The following is a 17,753-nucleotide window of genomic DNA, read 5'->3' as shown; positions in this document are numbered from 1 at the left end:
TGAGATGTCGATGACAGCGGACGAGCTCGCCAAGAGACAGGCCATCATCGAGGCCTGCCGCCGCATGAATGCGCTCGGCATCAACCAGGGCACGTCGGGCAATATCAGCGTCCGGCATGCGGACGGGCTCCTGGTCACGCCGACCAGCGTGCCCTATGAGGCCATGACGCCCGACCAGATCGTGTTCATGACGATGGACGGCAAGCATGCGCCCGATCAGAAGCCGTCCAGCGAGTGGCGTTTCCACCGCGATATCCTGAAGTCGCGCGAGGACGTCAACGCCGTTGTCCATGCCCATCCGACCTATTGCACCATCCTCGCGATCATGGGCATGGCGATCCCGCCCGTGCACTATATGATCGCGGCAGCCGGCGGCGATACCATCCGCTGCGCGCCCTATGCCACCTTCGGAACGGCGGAGCTGTCCGAACATGCGGTGCAGGCGCTCGAGGGCCGGCTCGCCTGCCTGCTCGACCATCACGGCATGATCGCGATTGGCAAGACGCTGGACAAGGCGATGTGGCTCGCCGTCGAGGTCGAGACGCTGGCGCGGCAGTATCACGGCTGTCTCCAGATCGGACCACCGCCGCTGCTGTCGAGCGAGGAGATCGAGCGGGTTCGCCAGCGCATGGCCGGCTACGGCCTGTCGGACGGGTAGGGCGGACAGAAGGTGTTCGTGCGGCTCAGACATCTCGTCGATCGCAAGCGGACGAACCGCACCATGGTTCGGCTCCGGGCGCTGTTGCGCAGCAACGAGTTCTACCTGATCCCGCTGGCGCTGGTGATCGGCACGCTGGCCGGCGCCGTCGTGACGCTGATGGCGGAGATCGCGCAGATCGCGCATGTCGTGATCTACGGCATTCCCGTCGACGTCCGTCTGTCCGCCAATGCGCGGGTCAGTCCCTGGGCGGCGCTGCTCGCGCCGGCGCTCGGCGGACTGGCGCTCGGGATCATGGAATGGTCGCGCCGGCGCATGAAGATATCGAATGCGGTCGACCCGATCGAGGCCAATGCCCTGCGCGGCGGCAATCTGTCGATGCGCGACAGCGTGGTGGTGTCGAGCCAGACGCTGATCTCCAATGGCTGCGGCGCATCGGTCGGCCTCGAGGCCGGCTATACCCAGATCGGCTCGGGCATCGCCTCGCTGCTCGGCAAGTTCTTCAACCTCCGCCGCAACGATCTGCGCCTGATGGTCGGCTGCGGCGCCGCCGCGGCGATCGCGGCGGCGTTCGGTGCGCCGATCACCGGCGCCTTCTACGCCTGCGAGCTGATCGTCGGCGTCTATTCGGTCGCCAGCGCCGCGCCGATCCTGGCGGCCTCGCTCGCCGGCGCCTTGTCCGCGCAATGGCTCGGCGGCGCGCCGTACTCCATCGAAATCCCCAAGGTCAGCTCGGTCGGCATCGAGCAGTATCTGGCATTGATCGGGCTCGCCCTCGTCACCAGCGGTGTCGGCATCGCCGTGATGCGCTCCTCGCCGATGTTCGAGCGGCTGTTCAAATGGCTGCCGGTCTGGCTGCGCCCGGTGATCGGCGGCCTCATCGTCGGCTGCTTTGCGATCCTCACGCCGCAGGTGCTGGCGGCCGGCCACGGCGCCATGGTGCTCGATCTCTTCCACGACATGACCGTCGGCCTGATCGCGCTGATCATCGGCCTGAAGTTGACGGCCTGCCTGATCTCGCTCGCCTCGGGCTTCCGCGGCGGCCTGTTCTTCGCCTCGCTGTTCGTCGGCAGCCTGATCGGCAAATTCTTCGCCGCGGTGCTGCTGCTGATCAGCCCGGACTTCGTGATCGATCCGCTGGTGGCGATGTTGACGGGCATGGCGACGCTCGGCGTCGCCATCGTCGGCGGTCCGCTCACCATGTCGTTCCTCGTGCTCGAAATGACCCGCAACGTCGACGTCACCGCCGTGGTGCTCGCCGGCTGCATCGTCACCTCGATCTGCGTCCGCTTCATGTTCGGCCATTCCTTCTCGACCTGGCGCCTGCATCTGCGCGGCGAGACCATCCGCAGCGCCAACGACGTCGGCTGGCTGCGCAACCTCACCGTCGAGCGGCTGATGCGCTCCGACGTCGGCAAGGTGCCGTCGACCACGACGATCGCCACCGCGCGCCGCGAATTCGCGCTGGGCTCGCGGCCGGGCGTCGTCATCGTCAACAACGCGGACGAATATGTCGGCCTCGTGCTGCTGCCCGATCTGTTCTCCAGCGACCTCGACACCATCGCCGACGACATCCAGGTGATCGAGCTCGCCCGCCTGATCGACATCGTGCTGATCCCGGAAATGAACGTGAAATCGGCGATGGCGGTGTTCGACGAGGCCGAAGCGGAGATGCTGGCGGTGGTCGATTCCACCGACAGCCGCAAGGTGGTCGGCTTCCTCACCGAGACCTTCGCCCGCCGCCGCTATGTCGAGGAGATCGACAAGGCGACGCGCGGCGTGCTGGGGGCGCTGTCGTAGGGGCGTCAGGGTCGAGAGAGGTATTCCGGGAGGGGGCCACGGCACCCGCAGTCGTCCGGCCTTCGAATTTCCTTGAAGGCGTCTTGCTTTGGACAAACCGCGTCAGCGATGATCAGGGCAAGCAAATGCGACGGACGCCTTCGGGCGACATTGGGCTGGGAAGGGGAGCGCCAATGAACTCCGTAACGACACCGATCGAGCCGCCTTATGCGCTGTCCGCGCGCATGGACGCACAGCTCACGCATACCTTCGCGAAAATCAAGAGCGTGGATGAAGAGATCGCGCGCGCCAACGAGCAGCTTGCCCGGCTGGAGCGCGATGCCGCGCGCAGTCGCCCGCGGCGTGGCGGAACAGCGCTGCGAGGCCTCGCCGGTCTCGGGCTGGCCGCAGGAATTGGAATTGCGGCCTTCGTCTCACAATCATCCCACGGTGATACGGTCAGGCAGATGATCGCAGGTTGGGCGCCGTTGCACGCTGCGACGTCGTCGCAGTTGCGAGCAGAGCCGGTGCGCGAAGCAGAGACGAGCCCGACTGCTCAATTGGCCGAGGCATCGCCACAACCGGCATCTGCCGCCGAAACCGTGCCGGAGGTAGTTTCGCCAACCGGCAGCACGCTCCCGCCGGAGTTGACCGAATTGCTGCAGAAGCTGGCGAGCGATCTCGCAAACGTGCAGCAAGGCATCGATGAGCTCAAGGCGAGCCACGCGCAAGTGAAAGCAAACCAGGAGCAGATGTCGCTCGACAATCTCAGGCTTGCCGATGAGTTGAAAGCAGGCCAGGAACAAATGGCGCGGCTCGTCGCCAAGATACCTGAAGACAAGGCGTCTGCGCCGGACAACAAGACGCCCGAGATCGCCGGGAAAACGACCGGCCGGTCGAACGCAAGGCCGAAGACGAGCGCAGCACCAGTGCCTGCGCCGCGTCCGGCTGCGGCTCAGACGCCCAAGCCGGCGCCGGCAACGTCGTCACCGCATGCCGCGGTGCGACGGGCGGCCCCAGTCCAGCTGCAATCGGCGCGACAATAGTCGCGATCGCTACGGGCCCGTAGTCGCGGCCAGATTCGGCGACGATCGCCCCGCATCGAGGGTGCCGACGCTGCCGAGAACTCGCGCCGCGATGTAGAGCAGCAATCGACGATGTCGCGACAAGGCAACCGGTAGAGATGAAAGAGTGGAGGCTCGATCCAAGGTGTCGAGTGATCATGGAAGCGGGACGGCATGCTTCCTGCGCGCCGTCCGCGCCGGCTAGCGGCGTAGTTGAGAGGGCGCGGCGACGAGGCAGGCCGCGATCCGGCGGACGAGTGGCAGCACCATCAGCCGCGTAGGAAAGGCGATCAGCCATGACAGCGCCCAGGCGCCCGGCCAGGTTGCCAGGAACGCCGGCGTTGCGCCGAGGCTCCGCAGCGTCGAAATGACCGACACCACGGCCGTCATGAGGACGGACAGCACGAATGGCATCACGATCGGCGCATAGCGCGCCGGCAGTTTGCGAACCGCAATCATCTGATTTCCCTTGAGGAAAAGGACGCGTCAGTCACGTTGAACCCTCCAAATGGCATCGATCCCGACGGCGTCGGTTGATGCGTTGGTTCACGTGAACGCTTACGGCGACCGCAAAACGGCGCGGCTGTTCATTATCCGCTCAGGTTGCATGGTGCAAGCTGGATCGGGTGGTTCGGTTTACAATCGTTCAAAGCGTGGCAGATTGCCGCGATCCTGAAGCCATTCCAGCAGTTTGCGTGTTGGGTCACGTTTGAGTTTGTGTTTTTTGCGCGAACAGAGGACGTCAAGATGAGCAATCGACCCGTCACTTCCAGGTTTGGCCGCACTGCTGCGCTGGCCGCGTTCGCAGGCCTCGCCCTGGCGGCGGTTTCGGTGTCGCCGTCGGTTGCGGCATCCTCCGTCGCGGCCAACACCTTGCCCGCCGTCGCGGCAGGTTCGGCCTCATCCAATGCCACCGATTTCAGTGCAGCCCGACGCCATCGTTACTATCGACGCGGGCCGAGCGCCGCGGGTCTCGCCTTCATGGGCGTGGCGGCAGGTCTGATCGGAGGCGCGATCGCCGAGAGCCGCCGCCAGGAGTACTATGACAACTATTACTATGGCCCGCGTCCCTACTACGGCGGCCCGGGCTACTATGGCGGCGGTCCTTATTACGGCCCGGGCTACTATCCCTATTAGGCGACCGGTTTCGCCAAAAGTGGCGGCGCCTTGCACCGCCCCTTTTTGTTGCGTCCGGCATCCGGGATGTCGCGGTTGATGATGCTGTGTCGCTCGTCTGTCAACCGGCGCGGCCAAATATATTCCGCTTTACCGAAATTCGGATTTATCGTATGTGTCGCCCATCCCGGCTCATTCTTGAGGGGCGATCATGAGGTCGTCATGTTTGCGAGCCGGGCTTTGCGGTGGACGCGGGGACGTTCAGTGAGCACTGACGGGTATAGAGGTCGGTCGCTTCCTTGGGATCGCTGTAGATGCGATTGTAGCTCTGCAGCAGCCGGGCCAGGTCCCGGTTGCGAAAATTAGTCGCCGATGCCGAAGCATAGACTTCCTTGTTCAGCGGCAGGGTTCGGCCTGCGAATTTCGATAGGCCATCATGAATGAACTTCCATTTGGCCGTTTCCGACGCGCCCGGGACCAGACTGGTCGTCGCGATCGCGCCTGAGTTCACCATCGGGTTGGTCCGCGCGCCCGGCATCTGCTCGACCGCGCCGAGCGAGTTGAATGCAAGGCCGGTGGCGTTGGCGCCAAGCTTGTCGCGCGCTTCTTCGGGCCCGATGAGGTCGTACACCAGCGCGAAGACGAACGGCTTGGACACGCTCATGATCGTGAAATCGTAGTCGGTATCGCCGGCGGCGTAGATTTGCCCGCGGGCGCCCGCGATGCACACGCCAAACAGGTCGCTCGGCGCTCGCTCGAGCGCCGGGTAGACCTTGGGGTTCTCGCCCTCATTGTTCGATCGGAAACGGGCGTGCGCTTCGCGCACGAGGTCCTGCACCGTCTCGGCTTCAGGCAGATGGCCGGTCGATATGTAGGGCCAGTGCCCGTGCTTGGGCGGCGAGAGCGTATCCATCAAGTCAGATCCTGTCAGGCAATGGCCGGACTCCCGGCCGACCCGGCACCCTATCGGGGAGCGGTCGTGGACGCTGGATTCCCGGCCGGCCCGGCTTCGGCGGACGCGCCACCGGGCGGCCGGGGTGCCGCCATCCATGCCAACCGGCAGGACCACCCCAGCCCTGACCGCGCCGCCAGTTAAAGCCGCACCGATACCAGCCGGCGCCGCGCCACCCGCGGCTGTACCAACAGTAGCGATGACCTCTCCAGCGGAATTGGACAGTCTCCGCAAGCCGAAGATCATCGGCGGCCTCATGCAGGCCCAGCGGTCCTCCGACAATTCCGGCATGCGAGCGACTGCCCGTCGTCGTCACCACTGCCGATGCAGCCGCAAGAGCGAGCATGCAAAAAATCGATTTGCGCATGATTTCCTCCTCGGTTCTGCCCTAGGAAGAGAACTCGCCAAACGGCAGACCCGAATGCTCGGTCGGCTCTTTCGCAAGCGAAACTGCGCAGCGACCTTTACCGCTCGCGCGCTGACCCGGCGTTCCGGGTCAGCAGCAAGGACCTCGGCGGACTGCTGCGAACGCCAAGACTCCTCTCGCGTTCAGCTCCAACCCTGGCTTTGCCTCACACGACTAGGCAGCCTTGGCCTGGGTAGCGGCGGCAAGAGTATCGCGCAGGTGTTGTTCTTTCTTTTCGTCGAGAGAGGTTTTCAGGACGGTCCCTCCCGCGTCCTTGATTTCGTTGAGGACCTTGTCTGCAGTCATGCTCTTGATCAGCAGGAACAGAACAGCATCTCCCGAATTCACCTTCGAGCTGAGGTCCTTCATGAACTGATCGTTAATGCCGAAATCGGTCAGCGCGCCGCCCAAAGCGCCGGCGCCGGCCCCGAGCGCCACGCCGATGAGCGGATTCAGGAACACGATCCCGAACAGCAGCCCCCAGAAGCTTCCTCCTGCGGCACCCGCCATGGTTGTGTTCACGAGTTGATTGAGTTTGACCGCTTCGCCAGTCTTGACCGCGATCACGGCATCTTGGATCGCGATCAGATATTCTTTCTGGAGCTTGAGGACTTTCTGCCGAACTTCTTCTGCTTTGGCTTCGGATGGATACACGATCGCGACTAGATCCGACATGGAACTCTCCCGCAACGATGTGATTTTCCGCCCCTCCACGCACGCTTGATGCGTGCACCCGAAACCTAACACCGAACTGAAAAATCCCTGCCTCAAACGCGGCCCACATATTCACAATTACGAGATGTGATGCACTCTCAACGCAATTGAGTAATCATAGCTGTCATAGCGCAGGTGGGGCAGGTGAGAGGTTCGGATGGCGCGAACTTGCCACGAAAAAAGCTGCCGCGGACGCGGTAACATGGCCGCCGGGTCTTAGCCTCATCTTGGACGCATAATAGTAATGGTGCTGCAGAGCGGGAGATTTATCATGGCCGCGTACACTGGGGACGTCGCGACGCTGCTCTTGAAGAAGCTCGGGGGAGTGGTCCTGATCGTTCTCGGCCTCCTCGGTATCGCGACGAGTTCGAGTACAGTTCAACCGGACTCCTTGTTGCCGGTATTATCGCGCTTGGCTTGGGCATGCTACTCTGAAGATCATCCGACGCAACGCTACCTAGTCTTTAGCCGCGAGCGACAAGATGGGCTGCAGAGCGCCAAGCGTGATGCGAGAGCGCTTCGATGTTTCGGATCACTTCGACGCGAGTGAGTGCCGCATCGGCGGTGAGCGTTGCATTGGCGACCGCCCCGAGAGTCGAACTGCGGTGGGTGCGCAGCATTTCGCGAACTTCTGTGGCACCTGCTCCAGCTCGACGATGGCTTGGTCAGTTGAGGTCACGCGCCAACCGGCCTCCCGTAATCGACCGGCAGCGATTCTGTCACGGTGATGATTGTCACTTTGGCGTTCAAACGCCTTTGCCAGGGCGACTCCTTCCTGAAGACCTTCTCTCGCGACATCCGATCCATCCGTGCTCAAGAGAACGTTGGCGTACAATCGAAAGTCCCTTGATCGTCAAATATTTTCTTCAGTTGATGATCCTGCCAATATCGTTCGCTCGTCGCGGTCCGTCTATGGGCTGCTGCATAGGACAGCATCCATGTCACATCGTTGTGTACGCGGAGAGCCCAGCGGGTGCTGGGCTCGGCAAGCATCAATTGCTGGTGGTCGGAGCAGTCTCGCTTAGAATGGTTCGCCCTGCTGCCACGTGGAGGCGAGTATGGGAGATCCAGACTGTTTGCAGCACCTTGATCGATCGATGAGTGAGACGAGGAAAGGACAAGAGCGGCGGCCCGAGCTTGGGCTCGCTGAGGAGCCCGCCGAACGATCCGCGGTGCGCAGCATGCTTGCGACGGGCCTGGCGTTGATCGCCACATGCGTCGCGCTTTTTCTGGTTTGGCAAACAGTCTCAAGCCTCCTGCTCGTCTTCGCGGGTATGCTTTTCGCGGCCTTTCTAGATGCTGCGGCTAGGGCTCTGGCGTCTGTTCTTCCAATCAGCCGCACCTGGCGGCTGACATTCGTGCTTGTGCTGCTCTCCATGCTGACGGGGCTTGGCCTGGCGTGGGGCGCTGGCAAGCTGCCGGAACAAACGCGCCTGCTGCTGAAGGTGATGGATACCCAGCTCGATGTTCTGCAGGGATATCTTCTCGCCTACGGCGTAGACCTGCTCGGCCCCGAATGGGGCCGCGATTTTGCACAATGGCTATTCTCGGACCAGGGCAGGTTTCTGAGCCATGCCCGGTTCGTCCTTGGCGGCGCATCCACCATGTTGACCGGAACGCTCGTGATCGTGTTCCTGGGAATCCTTTTTGCCTTTGATCCCGCGAGCTACCGCGACAGCCTGGTACTGCTGGTAAAGCCGCCCTATCGCGCCCGCACGCGGGCGGTAATGGACGAGATGGGAAACGTGCTGCGGCTTTGGTTTGTCGGACAGCTTGTGCGCATCATCCTGATGACGCTGTGTGTGTGGCTGGCGCTCTATCTCATCGGGTTGCCCGGCCCGTTCGTGCTAGGCCTTCAAGCTGGACTGTCGAACTTCATTCCGTATTTGGGGCCCATTGTTGCGGCCGTCCCGATCGCGCTCGTGGCGATGCCGCTCGGCGGTTCGCTGCTGATCTGGGCTGTGGTCATCTACACCATCATTCAGTCGATCGAAGGTTATGTGATCGGACCGCTTATCCAGCGTCAAGCCCTCGAGACACCTCCTGCCTGGATATTGGTCGCGATTGTTGTGTTCGGCGCGCTGTTCGGCGTTCTGGGTATCGCGCTCGCCATGCCGCTCGTTGCCGTCGGTCGGGTCGCGATCATCAGATTCTACGTCGAGGACTGCCTTGCCGACCGGCTCGAGCAGACCTTCGACAACAGACCATCGCAAATGGGGTGAATCATGGCCGAGATTGAATCCGGGCGAAACAACGATGCGGAGGTCTATCCCGACACGTTCGAGGATGTCCCAATTTCTCTGGCAACACTTCCCTATATCGCTGCGCTGGCGCTCGCAGTTGCCGGAATCGTCTATACCAACGCGTCGCAGCAGCCTCTCGTCGACTATTGCGAGATTCTAGCGCTTGCCATTGGCGTCGGCCTGCGTCATCAACAAGTGGCTGGCAATCGACGACAAGGAGGCCCGCTGGCGGCTGCTCTGGAACCAGGCGTTGCACTGGATTGCCGTCTTGGTCGCAATGAATATCGTCCTGGTAACAGCGTACAGCAAATTCCTGCCGGCGCCGGCCACCGGCCTTCTGCTGCTGACCCTGTTGTGCTCGGCACGTCGCGAGCGTCAGTCTTCTATTGCCGCAAATTGCTTTTCTTGGCGTTGCGATGATCCTTGCGGGTCCCCCGATATCTTGGCTGAAGGGTCCATGATCTTCTATCTGCTGGGGTCCTGTATTGGCCGTGCCTTGCCAGCCGCAGGATCGCTGGGTGGTGTGTTCGTCGGGGATGCCACTCGTCGGCTCAGTCGAGGCGAAACCACCGATAGCCATAGCCGTCAAGCTCGATAGCGGTGCCATCGGCGCTGGGTTTGTCGTAAATTCGGTTGCCGAATATATCGGTCAGCTTCCGTCCCGCTGGAACGTCTTTGATTTCCGTGCAGCAGCCGTTCTGCGACAAGTTGTGCAGCACGAGCACGGATTTGCCTTCCCAAACGAAATGCTGGATCAGCACCGCGGGACAGTTGCTTTCGGGAACGGTGCATTCACCCCAGCCGATCTCGGGGCAGGACTGGCGCATTTCAACCAGACGCCGCAGCCAGTTAAACAGCGAGTCCGGGTCGCGCTGTTGGGCAATCGCATTCACCTTGGCTGGCGCGTATCGGCCCTCCCGGATCACATGATGAAGCAAACGATGACCCCGTCGCGTGGAGAATCCGCCGTCTTCGTCATCCGTCCATTGCATGCACGTACGTACGGGCCATCGCTCCGGAAGCCTCAAATCGTCGCCCATTCCCAACTCGTCGCCGTAGTAAATGACCGGTGTGCCAGGAAGGCTGAACAGCAGGCTGAACGCCAGTTCGATGCGGCGGCGATCGTTTCCGAACATGCAGGCGAGCCGCCGCCGAATTCCCCGACCGTAAAGCTGCATTTTGCGGGTTGGAGCGAATGCAGCATAAACTTCGTCGCGCTCTTCGGAAGTTAAACGGCCGAGATCCAGCTCATCATGATTGCGCAGAAATTGGGCCCAGTGTGCAAATTGCGGCAATTGAGGCAGCTGGGTCATGCAGCGCCGCAGCGGTTCGGCACTTTGACGTGCAAGTGCTAGAAACAAGTGCTGGTTCAACAGGAACGCAAATAGCATGTGGATCCGCGTTCCATCGCCGAAATAATGCTGAAGCTCCGCGGGAGCTACATTTGCTTCGGCCAGCAAGACCGCGTCACCTTTGCGCCAGGACAGGAAATTGCGGAGCTCGGCGAAAAACTCATACCGGCGCTTCGCCGGACGGTCCGGTCGTATTTCCTCTACAACGAAAGGCGCAGCGTCGATTCGGAATCCAGAGACACCGAGTTCAAGCCAGAAGCCAAAGATCCTGAAGATTTCTTCGCGGACGGCAGCGCAGGTTATATTGAGGTCAGGCTGATGCTGGTAAAATCGGTGATAGTACCACGACTGCGCGCAGAGGTCGTAAGTCCACACGCTGAGTTGGACCCCGGGAAATACAACGCCCTCTGTGCTGTTTTCGGGTTCGCTGGTTGACCAGACGTAATATTCCCGAAATGGCGACGACGGGTCGGCGCGAGCCTGCTGAAACCACGGGTGCCTGTCCGAAGTGTGGTTGATGGGAAGGTCGACTATCAGCCGCAATCCGCGCAGTCGGGCCTGATGACTGAATTCGACGAAATCGCCCAAAGTTCCGAGTGCCGGTGCGACGTTATAGTAGTCCGTGACATCGTAGCCGTGATCCAGTCCGGGACTAGGATAAAACGGAAGCAACCACAGGCAGTTTACGCCAAGCTGAGCGATGTGATCGAGCTGCTCGGTTAGTCCCTTGAAGTCGCCGATGCCGTCCCCGTTGCCGTCTTTGTAGGTGGCGACGTTGAGGCTATAAATCACGGCGTTCTTGTACCAGAGATCGAGCAAGCGCCGACTTCCTTTGCTGGCAGAGCGGCTGGAGGGCTTGCAGGTAACCATCCGTGAGGGCAGTCGTTCCGGGAATTTGTAGCAATAAGGCCTGGAGCGACATGCGCGTTAGCGGGTCTCCAATTTTAGCGAAGGCATTGCCGAGCGTTCGTAGGCGCGGCGCTCGTTGGGCGCGAGGACGGAAGACTGAGTTACCGGGTCTCGGCGATCTTCGCTCCAACTGCGCGTTGGCTCTCAGCAACGCTACCCGAGTGTCGGCATGTTTTCTCATGTCTGCAACCGGTCACAAGCGGCTGTCGACCCACGGGGCGCCCAAATCAACGTGGCGGCACCGCTATCAACGAAGCACACGGATCGGACAACGGTAAACCGAAGTCGGACCTCACCATTTTTTTGCCAGCACGATGCCTTCGAGATCTCTGCTACGCGAAGCCGAAGGACTACGAAGGGGATATAAATCAAGGCCTGCACCCAGTATGATGGCATCGCGACTGTTGGCCAAGCGAAGCTGCCCGCATTGGAGCAGCGGCCGAATGGGGGAGACCATGCCTGCATTCATCTGCACCGCCTGCGGCACACAGTATCCGCCGAGCGACGTTCCACCGGCTCAGTGCCCCGTTTGCGAAGACGAGCGCCAGTACATCCCGCCTGAGGGGCAGTCGTGGACAACGCTAGAACGGCTCAGGATTTCGCACCACAACGGATTCCGCCAATACGAGCCAGGCCTCATCGGCATCGGCACACAGCCGAAGTTCGGCATCGGCCAACGCGCATTGCTCCTGTGCACGCCCGGGGGGAACATCCTGTGGGATTGCATCTCGCTAGTCGACGATGCCACGGTCACCCTAATCAAGGGGCTTGGCGGGTTGCACACCATCGCGATTTCGCATCCGCACTTCTACACGACGCTAGTCGAGTGGAGCCGTGCGTTTGGGGGGGTACCCGTCCATCTCCACGTCAACGATGCAAACTGGGTGAGGCGGCCGGACCCCTGCATCAAGTTCTGGCAGGGGGAGAGATTCGAACTGCTCAAAGGTGTTACCCTGATCCATGGAGGCGGACACTTTCCCGGTGGATCGATGCTGCATTGGGCAGCGGGAGCTGAGGGTAAAGGCGTCGTGTGCTCAGCAGACATAGCCATCGTGAACTTGGACCGGAAGTCCTTCGCATTCATGCGCAGCATTCCCAACCATATCCCCCTTTCCGAAAAGGCCGTCCGTGCCATCGGCGCCGCACTGATGCCTCTTGCCTTCGATCGAGTCTACAGCCACCACTTCGAGCGGGTGATGCATTCCGGTGCGAAGCAGATCTTACAGAGTTCGGTGGAGCGCTACGTTACGGCCATCGGTGGGGCTTATGACAAGGTTTGAGGTTACGACGGGTCGAAGTATAGGAACAGCGCTCGCGTTGCCCAAGGTGACGCCCGCGTCCATGCCGAAGTCGCGGCCTTTAGAGGCTACGTCACCTGCGCCGATTGTGCTGCCACCGCCGCACGCTTCGGGGGGATGGCTTCCGCGTCAGGAAGTCATTCATCTGTCCCAACAACCACCCAACGTCAACCGGGCCTCGTGGCAAGCTTCCGGCGCGGTGGCTGAGATGGTGCGCTCCCACAAGACACCTCGACATATTCGCAAACCGAGCTTCGTCCTGGTCCGCGACGCACGGTAACGAAGCGTAGAAGGTCCGATATGCCCGCGGGCACCGGTAAGCACTAGCCAGTCGGTCTTCTACCTGGCGCCATTAGGGTATAAGCTGCTTCATGCTGTCAACGAGGCTGGTCACCAGAGCACATGAGACTTCAACGCCGTCGATTTTTGGGTCTGGCAGCAATTGCTACGACCTTTTCGGTCGTCTCGCGTATCGCATTGGCGCAAGCCTATCCCACGCGACCCGTGCGCTTGATCGTCGGCTTTGCAGCCGGCGGCACGACCGACATCGTCGCACGCTTGATAGGACAGTGGCTGTCAGAAAGACTCGGCCAGCAATTCGTCATCGAGAATCGCCCCGGTGCAAGCACCAATATAGCGACGGAAGCGGTCGCGCGTGCGCCCCCCGACGGCTATACGCTCCTCACGGTCGGTTCGACGAACACGATTAACGCCGCGCGCGACACGCTCAGCTTCGATTTGAACCGCGATATCGTGATGGTGGCGGGCCTCAGCCGCTCACCGCTTGTCCTGGCAGTAAATCCAGCGGTTCCAGTCAATACCGTTCCTGAGTTCATTGCCTATGCACAGGCCAACCCAGGGAAGATCAGCTTGGCGTCGTTTGGCGCCGGTTCAATCTCTCATGTGGCCGGAGAGATGTTCAAGATGATGGCCGGCATCGACGTGATCCAGGTGCCGTACAACGGATCGGCACCTATGCTCATCGATTTGCTCGGGGGGCGGGTGGAGGCAGCTTTCGACAACTTGCCTGCGTCCGTCGGGCACATCAGGACAGGTAAACTTCGAGCTCTGGCGATAACCACCGTGATGCGCTCGGACGCACTGCCGAATGTTCCAACACTGAGCGATTCTTTGCAAGGATATGAAGTGAGCGCGTTTATTGGTGTTGGCGCGCCTAAAAACACGCCCGACGATATCATCATCAAGCTCAACAAGGAAATTAATTTAGGCCTCGCTCACCCCAAGATAAGGGCGCGGTACGCTGAGCTCGGGGCCGAGCCCCTTGTGCTTTCACCCGCCGAGTTCAGCAAGCTCGTGGCTGATGAAACCGAGAAATGGGCCAAGGTCATTCGGGCGGCCAGAATTAAGACACAGTAAGTACTGATCCGCCGAAAGGCGGTTGCGCCGGGGCGTGACATAGGCAAAGCATCCGATCGGCCGCTTACGATTTCCTGGCAGAAGCTGCCATGGGACGCGCAGCGCGCGTCCCGCGAGCCAAGGACCGGGCTCCGCCGCGGCCGGAAATCAATGGCGGGCGCGCAAGACGGAGCAGTAGCTTCCATGCCAGCTCTGGCACGCTCCTTACCCGGAGACTGATTTAGTTCTTTCAAGATGATCGGCGTCCGGAGCCCACACCTGTCGCCGAGCTCCATCATCAGTCAGAGCCAATTTGGAAGCCGATTGAGGAGGTTGGTTGGGTGAGGCGCCGGAGACGACAACGATGCAATCCGGCGTTTCGGACGGTGCCCGACGGGACGCAAGTACCGGAAAAGGCAAGACCGACCGTGACGTTGCTTTCCCGGTCAACCACCGCGGGAAAATAAGGAATATGACTTGTTGCCGACGGTCCCCGACGTTACCCTTGCAGGGCATCCGGCTGGCGTTCTTGCTCCGGAGTGTATGCAATGAAGTGTCCAAACTGCGAGCACGAGAACACTGCTGACGCAAAGTTCTGCGAGCAGTGTGGTACGCCGCTGGCGAGATGCTGTGCCCACTGTGGAAGCCAAGTGTCGTCCACGGCCAATTTCTGCCACCAATGTGGCCGTCCCTTGATGGTTGTCGCGGACGATCCCCGATTTGCATCGCCCAAGAGTTATACCCCCCCGCACCTCGCCGATAAGATCCTCACCGCAAGGATAGCTCTTGAGGGTGAGCGGAAACAGATCACGGTGCTGTTTGCTGATGTCAAGGGTTCGATGGATCTGTTTGCGGATCGTGATCCCGAGGTCGCGAAAGAGCTTCTCGATCCGATTCTCGAACGCATGATTGAAGCAGTGCACCACTACGAGGGCACTGTGCACAGGGTTATGGGCGACGGAATTATGGCTCTGTTCGGTGCGCCGATCGCCCACGAGGATCACGCCGTGCGCGCTTGTTATGCGGCGCTCAGGATGCAAGAGGCGATTGGGCGATATGCAGACGAGGTTCAGCGCTCTCGGGGAGTAGCGTTGGCGGTCCGTATAGGACTCAACTCAGGGGAGATCATCGTCTGTGCCATCGGCAACGATCTGCACATGGATTACACTGTCGTGGGCCAGACAGCGAATCTGGCGGCTCGCATGGAACAGATGGCAAAGCCTGGGTCTGTGCTTACGACGGCGGACACTCTCAAATTGGTGGAGGGCTACATCGCCGTGGAGCCCCTCGGGCCCGTGCCGGTAAAAGGAGTCCCCTATCTGGTACAGCTCTACGAGGTGAAGGGCGCCGGCGCCGCACGAACTCGCCTCGAAGCTTCCGCCGAACGTGGCTTGACGCGCTTCGTCGGTCGCGACGTGGAGATGGATCAACTCCATTACGTGCAGCAGATTGCAGGCGACGGTCATGTTCAGGTGATCGCTCTCGTCGGCGAGGCGGGGGTGGGGAAGTCGCGCCTGGTCGACGAGTTCATTCATTCGGAGCATGCCGCGGATTGGCTGGTTCTGCAATCGAATCCCGCTTCTTATGGTCGCGCAACGCCCTACCTGCCTGTCATCGAAGTGCTCCGGCATTATTTCAAAATCAATGTCGATGAGGACACGCGATTCATCTGCGAGAAAGTGACGAGCAAGGTTTTGACACTCGATTCCTCGTTTCAGGAAGGAATACCGCCGTTGTTGGATCTCCTCGATGCGTTGGATAAGGAGCATCCCTTCCGATCACTCGATCCGCTCCAGCATCGGCAGTGCACGTATCAGGCAGTTAGCCACCTGTTGTCGAGTGAGAGCCGCATCCAACCGGTTGTGGCTGTTTTTGAGGATCTTCACTCGAGTGACTCTCTTACTCTCGGTCTACTGAACGAGCTCGTCGTCGGTGTTCAAAATGCACGCTTGCTTCTAGTAGTCACTTACCGCCCCGAGCATAAAGACGAATGGCGTAACCGGCCGAATTACCGCCAGCTACGCCTTGATCCCTTTGCCAGCGATAACCTTGCCGAGTTCCTTCTAGCCCTGTTGGGCTCCGACCCAAGTCTTCCAGACGTGAAGAGCTTTCTGGAGGACCGCTCCAACGGAAACCCATTCTTTGTCGAAGAGATCGTGCGAGCGCTGATCGATACGGGTGTCCTTGAGGGTACGCGCGGCCGGTACCGCCTCGCGAAGCCGTTTTCAAGCGTCGACATTCCGCCCACAGTGCAGGCGGTGCTCGCCGCGCGCATCGACGCTCTGCCTGCCGCCGAGAAGCGCCTACTGCAGGAGGCGGCAGTAATTGGACGCGACGCGACGTTCAGCCTATTGCACGCAATTCGTGGGCAGACAGAGAACGAGCTTCGTGGTCTGCTCGACAGTCTACAGACTGCTGATTTTCTCTATACGACACGGCTCTTTCCTGAGCTGCAATACACTTTCAAGCACTCCCTCACTCACGATGTGACCTACAGTGGGATCCTCCACGAACGCCGGCGCGACATCCACGCGCGTGTCGTGGATGCGATTGAAAACCTTTACGCTGGCCGGATGGGCGAGCAGGTCGAGCGGCTCGCCTATCACGCCGTCCGGGGCGAGCGGCGAGAGCAAGCAATGAAGTATCTCTGGCAGGCCGGAAAGAAGGCGGCCGGACGGTTGGCGCTCTCGGAAGCTCGGGCTTACTTTGAGCAGGCGTTGGATATTCTCAAGCCCATGCGGGAGAGCGAAGCAGCACTGGAAGACGCCTTCGAGATCCGCCTTGAATTGCGGCCGGTGCTGCGCCAGCTTGGTGAAGCCCGGCAGATGATTGAGCAACTCCGCGAGGCCGAGGTCATCTCCGAGCGGCTCAAGGACGATCTTCGCCGTGGCCGTGTTTGCGCTTTCATGACGACGGTCCTGTCAACGCTCGGCGAGCTGGAAGAGGCACTTCTGACCGGCACCCGCGCCCTGGAGATCGCTCGGCGCGTTGGCGACTTGAGGCTTCGCGTCCTCAGCACGAGCTATCTCGAGCAGGCGCATTATTATCGAGGTGAATATGAGCATGTGGTCGAATTCGCCATCGACAACCTCGCGGCACTACCCGCAGACTGGGTCCACGAGTATTTCGGCATGGCCGTGCCGGCATCGATCTTCGGTCGCGCCTGGCTGATCATGAGCCTCTCCGAACTCGGTCGATTCGCAGAGGCGGCCAAATACGAGGCGCAGGCGATCCAGCTCGCCGAACCAACCCAGCACGCGCACACCATCGGTTGGGCCCGCTTGGCCGCAAGCATGCTCCACCTTTACAAGGGCGACTGGTCGACGGCGCGCTCACTGGTGGAACACTGGCTAAACACACCTGGGCCCTTGGATGTCGCCGTCCTTCTTCCCTGGGCGATCGCCTCCTCCGCCTGGGCGCTCGCGGAGATCGGCGAGACCGACGAGGCGTTGAGCCGGGTACGAGACGCTGAGCAGCTCCTCGAACGTCAAGCGGCGAGGGGAATCGTCGGTCATCACGGCTGGGCCTACCATGCGGTGAGTCGCGCCTGTCTGTTGGTCGGAGAATTAGACGAGGCGCACCGCCTGGGCCGTCGCTCGGTTGAATCCTCTCAGCGTCAGCCTGGCTTTGAGGCGCATGCATTGCATCTGCTCGGCGACATCACGACCCATCCCGACCGGTTCGATGCCAAAAGCGGCGCAGCGCACTACCGGCAGGCGATGGCACACGCCCAACGGCGCGGCATGCGTCCGCTCGCCGCCCACTGCCATCGCGGCCTAGGGAAGCTTTACCAGCACACCGGCAAGGCGGAGCAGGCTCGGGAGAATCTGACCGCCGCGACGACAATGTACCGCGAGATGGATATGGATTTCTGGCTCGAACAGGCTCTCTGATGAAAAACTCGCA

13 protein-coding genes and 1 pseudogene are annotated in these 17,753 nt (G+C 61.1%); 10 read left to right on the top strand and 4 right to left on the bottom strand.

The window, feature by feature from the left end; all coding sequences use genetic code 11:
• Nucleotides 1–4 precede the first annotated feature (4 nt).
• From AC5V87_RS29665 to AC5V87_RS29655, 3 genes are all read left to right on the top strand, one after another.
• Nucleotides 5–658, top strand: coding sequence for an L-fuculose-phosphate aldolase (locus tag AC5V87_RS29665; RefSeq protein WP_495368574.1), 654 nt, complete (start codon nucleotides 5–7; stop codon nucleotides 656–658).
• A 12-nt stretch (nucleotides 659–670) separates the two neighbouring features.
• Nucleotides 671–2,458, top strand: coding sequence for a chloride channel protein (locus AC5V87_RS29660; protein ID WP_495368573.1), 1,788 nt, complete (start codon nucleotides 671–673; stop codon nucleotides 2,456–2,458).
• A gap of 173 nt (nucleotides 2,459–2,631) precedes the next feature.
• Nucleotides 2,632–3,483, top strand: coding sequence for a hypothetical protein (locus AC5V87_RS29655; protein WP_495368572.1), 852 nt, complete (start codon nucleotides 2,632–2,634; stop codon nucleotides 3,481–3,483).
• A gap of 219 nt (nucleotides 3,484–3,702) precedes the next feature.
• On the opposite strand, the gene AC5V87_RS29650 is transcribed toward AC5V87_RS29655, so the two are convergent.
• Nucleotides 3,703–3,960, bottom strand: coding sequence for a DUF2798 domain-containing protein (locus tag AC5V87_RS29650; protein ID WP_495368571.1), 258 nt, complete (start codon nucleotides 3,958–3,960; stop codon nucleotides 3,703–3,705).
• A 288-nt stretch (nucleotides 3,961–4,248) separates the two neighbouring features.
• Between AC5V87_RS29650 and AC5V87_RS29645 the strand changes: the two genes are divergently transcribed.
• Nucleotides 4,249–4,638 (top strand): hypothetical protein, encoded by a 390-nt coding sequence (locus AC5V87_RS29645; RefSeq protein ID WP_495368570.1) that lies wholly within the window; start codon nucleotides 4,249–4,251, stop codon nucleotides 4,636–4,638.
• Between the two features lie 199 nt (nucleotides 4,639–4,837).
• On the opposite strand, the gene AC5V87_RS29640 is transcribed toward AC5V87_RS29645, so the two are convergent.
• Together AC5V87_RS29640 and AC5V87_RS29635 are read right to left on the bottom strand one after the other, a co-directional pair.
• The gene (locus AC5V87_RS29640; RefSeq protein WP_495368569.1) at nucleotides 4,838–5,815 is read right to left on the bottom strand and encodes a glutaminase; all 978 of its coding nucleotides are present in this window, start codon (nucleotides 5,813–5,815) and stop codon (nucleotides 4,838–4,840) included.
• 334 nt (nucleotides 5,816–6,149) lie between these two features.
• Nucleotides 6,150–6,650 carry a DUF1269 domain-containing protein gene (locus tag AC5V87_RS29635; RefSeq protein ID WP_456836889.1) on the bottom strand — a complete coding sequence of 167 codons (501 nt, stop codon included), beginning with the start codon at nucleotides 6,648–6,650 and terminating at the stop codon, nucleotides 6,150–6,152.
• A gap of 1,136 nt (nucleotides 6,651–7,786) precedes the next feature.
• On the opposite strand from AC5V87_RS29635, the gene AC5V87_RS29630 reads away from it, so the two are divergent.
• Together AC5V87_RS29630 and AC5V87_RS29625 are read left to right on the top strand one after the other, a co-directional pair.
• Nucleotides 7,787–8,911 carry an AI-2E family transporter gene (locus tag AC5V87_RS29630; protein ID WP_495371970.1) on the top strand — a complete coding sequence of 375 codons (1,125 nt, stop codon included), beginning with the start codon at nucleotides 7,787–7,789 and terminating at the stop codon, nucleotides 8,909–8,911.
• Nucleotides 8,912–8,914: 3 nt separating this feature from the next.
• Nucleotides 8,915–9,352, top strand: coding sequence for a hypothetical protein (locus AC5V87_RS29625; protein WP_495368568.1), 438 nt, complete (start codon nucleotides 8,915–8,917; stop codon nucleotides 9,350–9,352).
• A 131-nt stretch (nucleotides 9,353–9,483) separates the two neighbouring features.
• Here the strand turns inward: AC5V87_RS29625 and AC5V87_RS29620 are convergent, their stop codons facing one another.
• Complete coding sequence (locus AC5V87_RS29620) at nucleotides 9,484–11,154, bottom strand: alpha-amylase family protein (RefSeq protein WP_495368567.1); 1,671 nt, start codon at nucleotides 11,152–11,154, stop codon at nucleotides 9,484–9,486.
• Between the two features lie 494 nt (nucleotides 11,155–11,648).
• Here AC5V87_RS29620 and AC5V87_RS29615 point away from each other — a divergent pair, with 494 nt between their 5' ends.
• From AC5V87_RS29615 to AC5V87_RS29600, 4 genes and pseudogenes are all read left to right on the top strand, one after another.
• A complete protein-coding gene (locus AC5V87_RS29615) occupies nucleotides 11,649–12,473 on the top strand; it encodes an MBL fold metallo-hydrolase (protein WP_495368566.1) in 825 nt (274 codons plus the stop codon).
• A 420-nt stretch (nucleotides 12,474–12,893) separates the two neighbouring features.
• Nucleotides 12,894–13,868 carry a Bug family tripartite tricarboxylate transporter substrate binding protein gene (locus AC5V87_RS29610; RefSeq protein WP_495368565.1) on the top strand — a complete coding sequence of 325 codons (975 nt, stop codon included), beginning with the start codon at nucleotides 12,894–12,896 and terminating at the stop codon, nucleotides 13,866–13,868.
• A gap of 527 nt (nucleotides 13,869–14,395) precedes the next feature.
• Nucleotides 14,396–14,473: pseudogene (locus AC5V87_RS29605) on the top strand (zinc-ribbon domain-containing protein); the annotation flags it as partial.
• Nucleotides 14,474–14,542: 69 nt separating this feature from the next.
• Complete coding sequence (locus tag AC5V87_RS29600; RefSeq protein ID WP_495371969.1) at nucleotides 14,543–17,740, top strand: ATP-binding protein; 3,198 nt, start codon at nucleotides 14,543–14,545, stop codon at nucleotides 17,738–17,740.
• Nucleotides 17,741–17,753: the final 13 nt, after the last annotated feature.

This window comes from Bradyrhizobium sp. SOJA106 (assembly GCF_059448745.1).
This window is presented reverse-complemented; position numbering and strand designations above follow the sequence as displayed.

What these genes read in the sequence shown, in the direction of transcription:
- AC5V87_RS29630 (WP_495371970.1), top strand. Translation starts at nt 7,787, where the DNA reads ATGAGTGAGACGAGGAAAGGACAAGAGCGGCGGCCCGAGCTTGGGCTC.
- AC5V87_RS29640 (WP_495368569.1), bottom strand. Translation starts at nt 5,815, where the DNA reads ATGATCTTCGGCTTGCGGAGACTGTCCAATTCCGCTGGAGAGGTCATC.
- AC5V87_RS29665 (WP_495368574.1), top strand. Translation starts at nt 5, where the DNA reads ATGTCGATGACAGCGGACGAGCTCGCCAAGAGACAGGCCATCATCGAG.
- AC5V87_RS29600 (WP_495371969.1), top strand. Translation starts at nt 14,543, where the DNA reads ATGGTTGTCGCGGACGATCCCCGATTTGCATCGCCCAAGAGTTATACC.
- AC5V87_RS29610 (WP_495368565.1), top strand. Translation starts at nt 12,894, where the DNA reads ATGAGACTTCAACGCCGTCGATTTTTGGGTCTGGCAGCAATTGCTACG.
- AC5V87_RS29625 (WP_495368568.1), top strand. Translation starts at nt 8,915, where the DNA reads ATGGCCGAGATTGAATCCGGGCGAAACAACGATGCGGAGGTCTATCCC.
- AC5V87_RS29650 (WP_495368571.1), bottom strand. Translation starts at nt 3,960, where the DNA reads ATGATTGCGGTTCGCAAACTGCCGGCGCGCTATGCGCCGATCGTGATG.
- AC5V87_RS29655 (WP_495368572.1), top strand. Translation starts at nt 2,632, where the DNA reads ATGAACTCCGTAACGACACCGATCGAGCCGCCTTATGCGCTGTCCGCG.
- AC5V87_RS29620 (WP_495368567.1), bottom strand. Translation starts at nt 11,154, where the DNA reads ATGGTTACCTGCAAGCCCTCCAGCCGCTCTGCCAGCAAAGGAAGTCGG.
- AC5V87_RS29645 (WP_495368570.1), top strand. Translation starts at nt 4,249, where the DNA reads ATGAGCAATCGACCCGTCACTTCCAGGTTTGGCCGCACTGCTGCGCTG.
- AC5V87_RS29615 (WP_495368566.1), top strand. Translation starts at nt 11,649, where the DNA reads ATGCCTGCATTCATCTGCACCGCCTGCGGCACACAGTATCCGCCGAGC.
- AC5V87_RS29635 (WP_456836889.1), bottom strand. Translation starts at nt 6,650, where the DNA reads ATGTCGGATCTAGTCGCGATCGTGTATCCATCCGAAGCCAAAGCAGAA.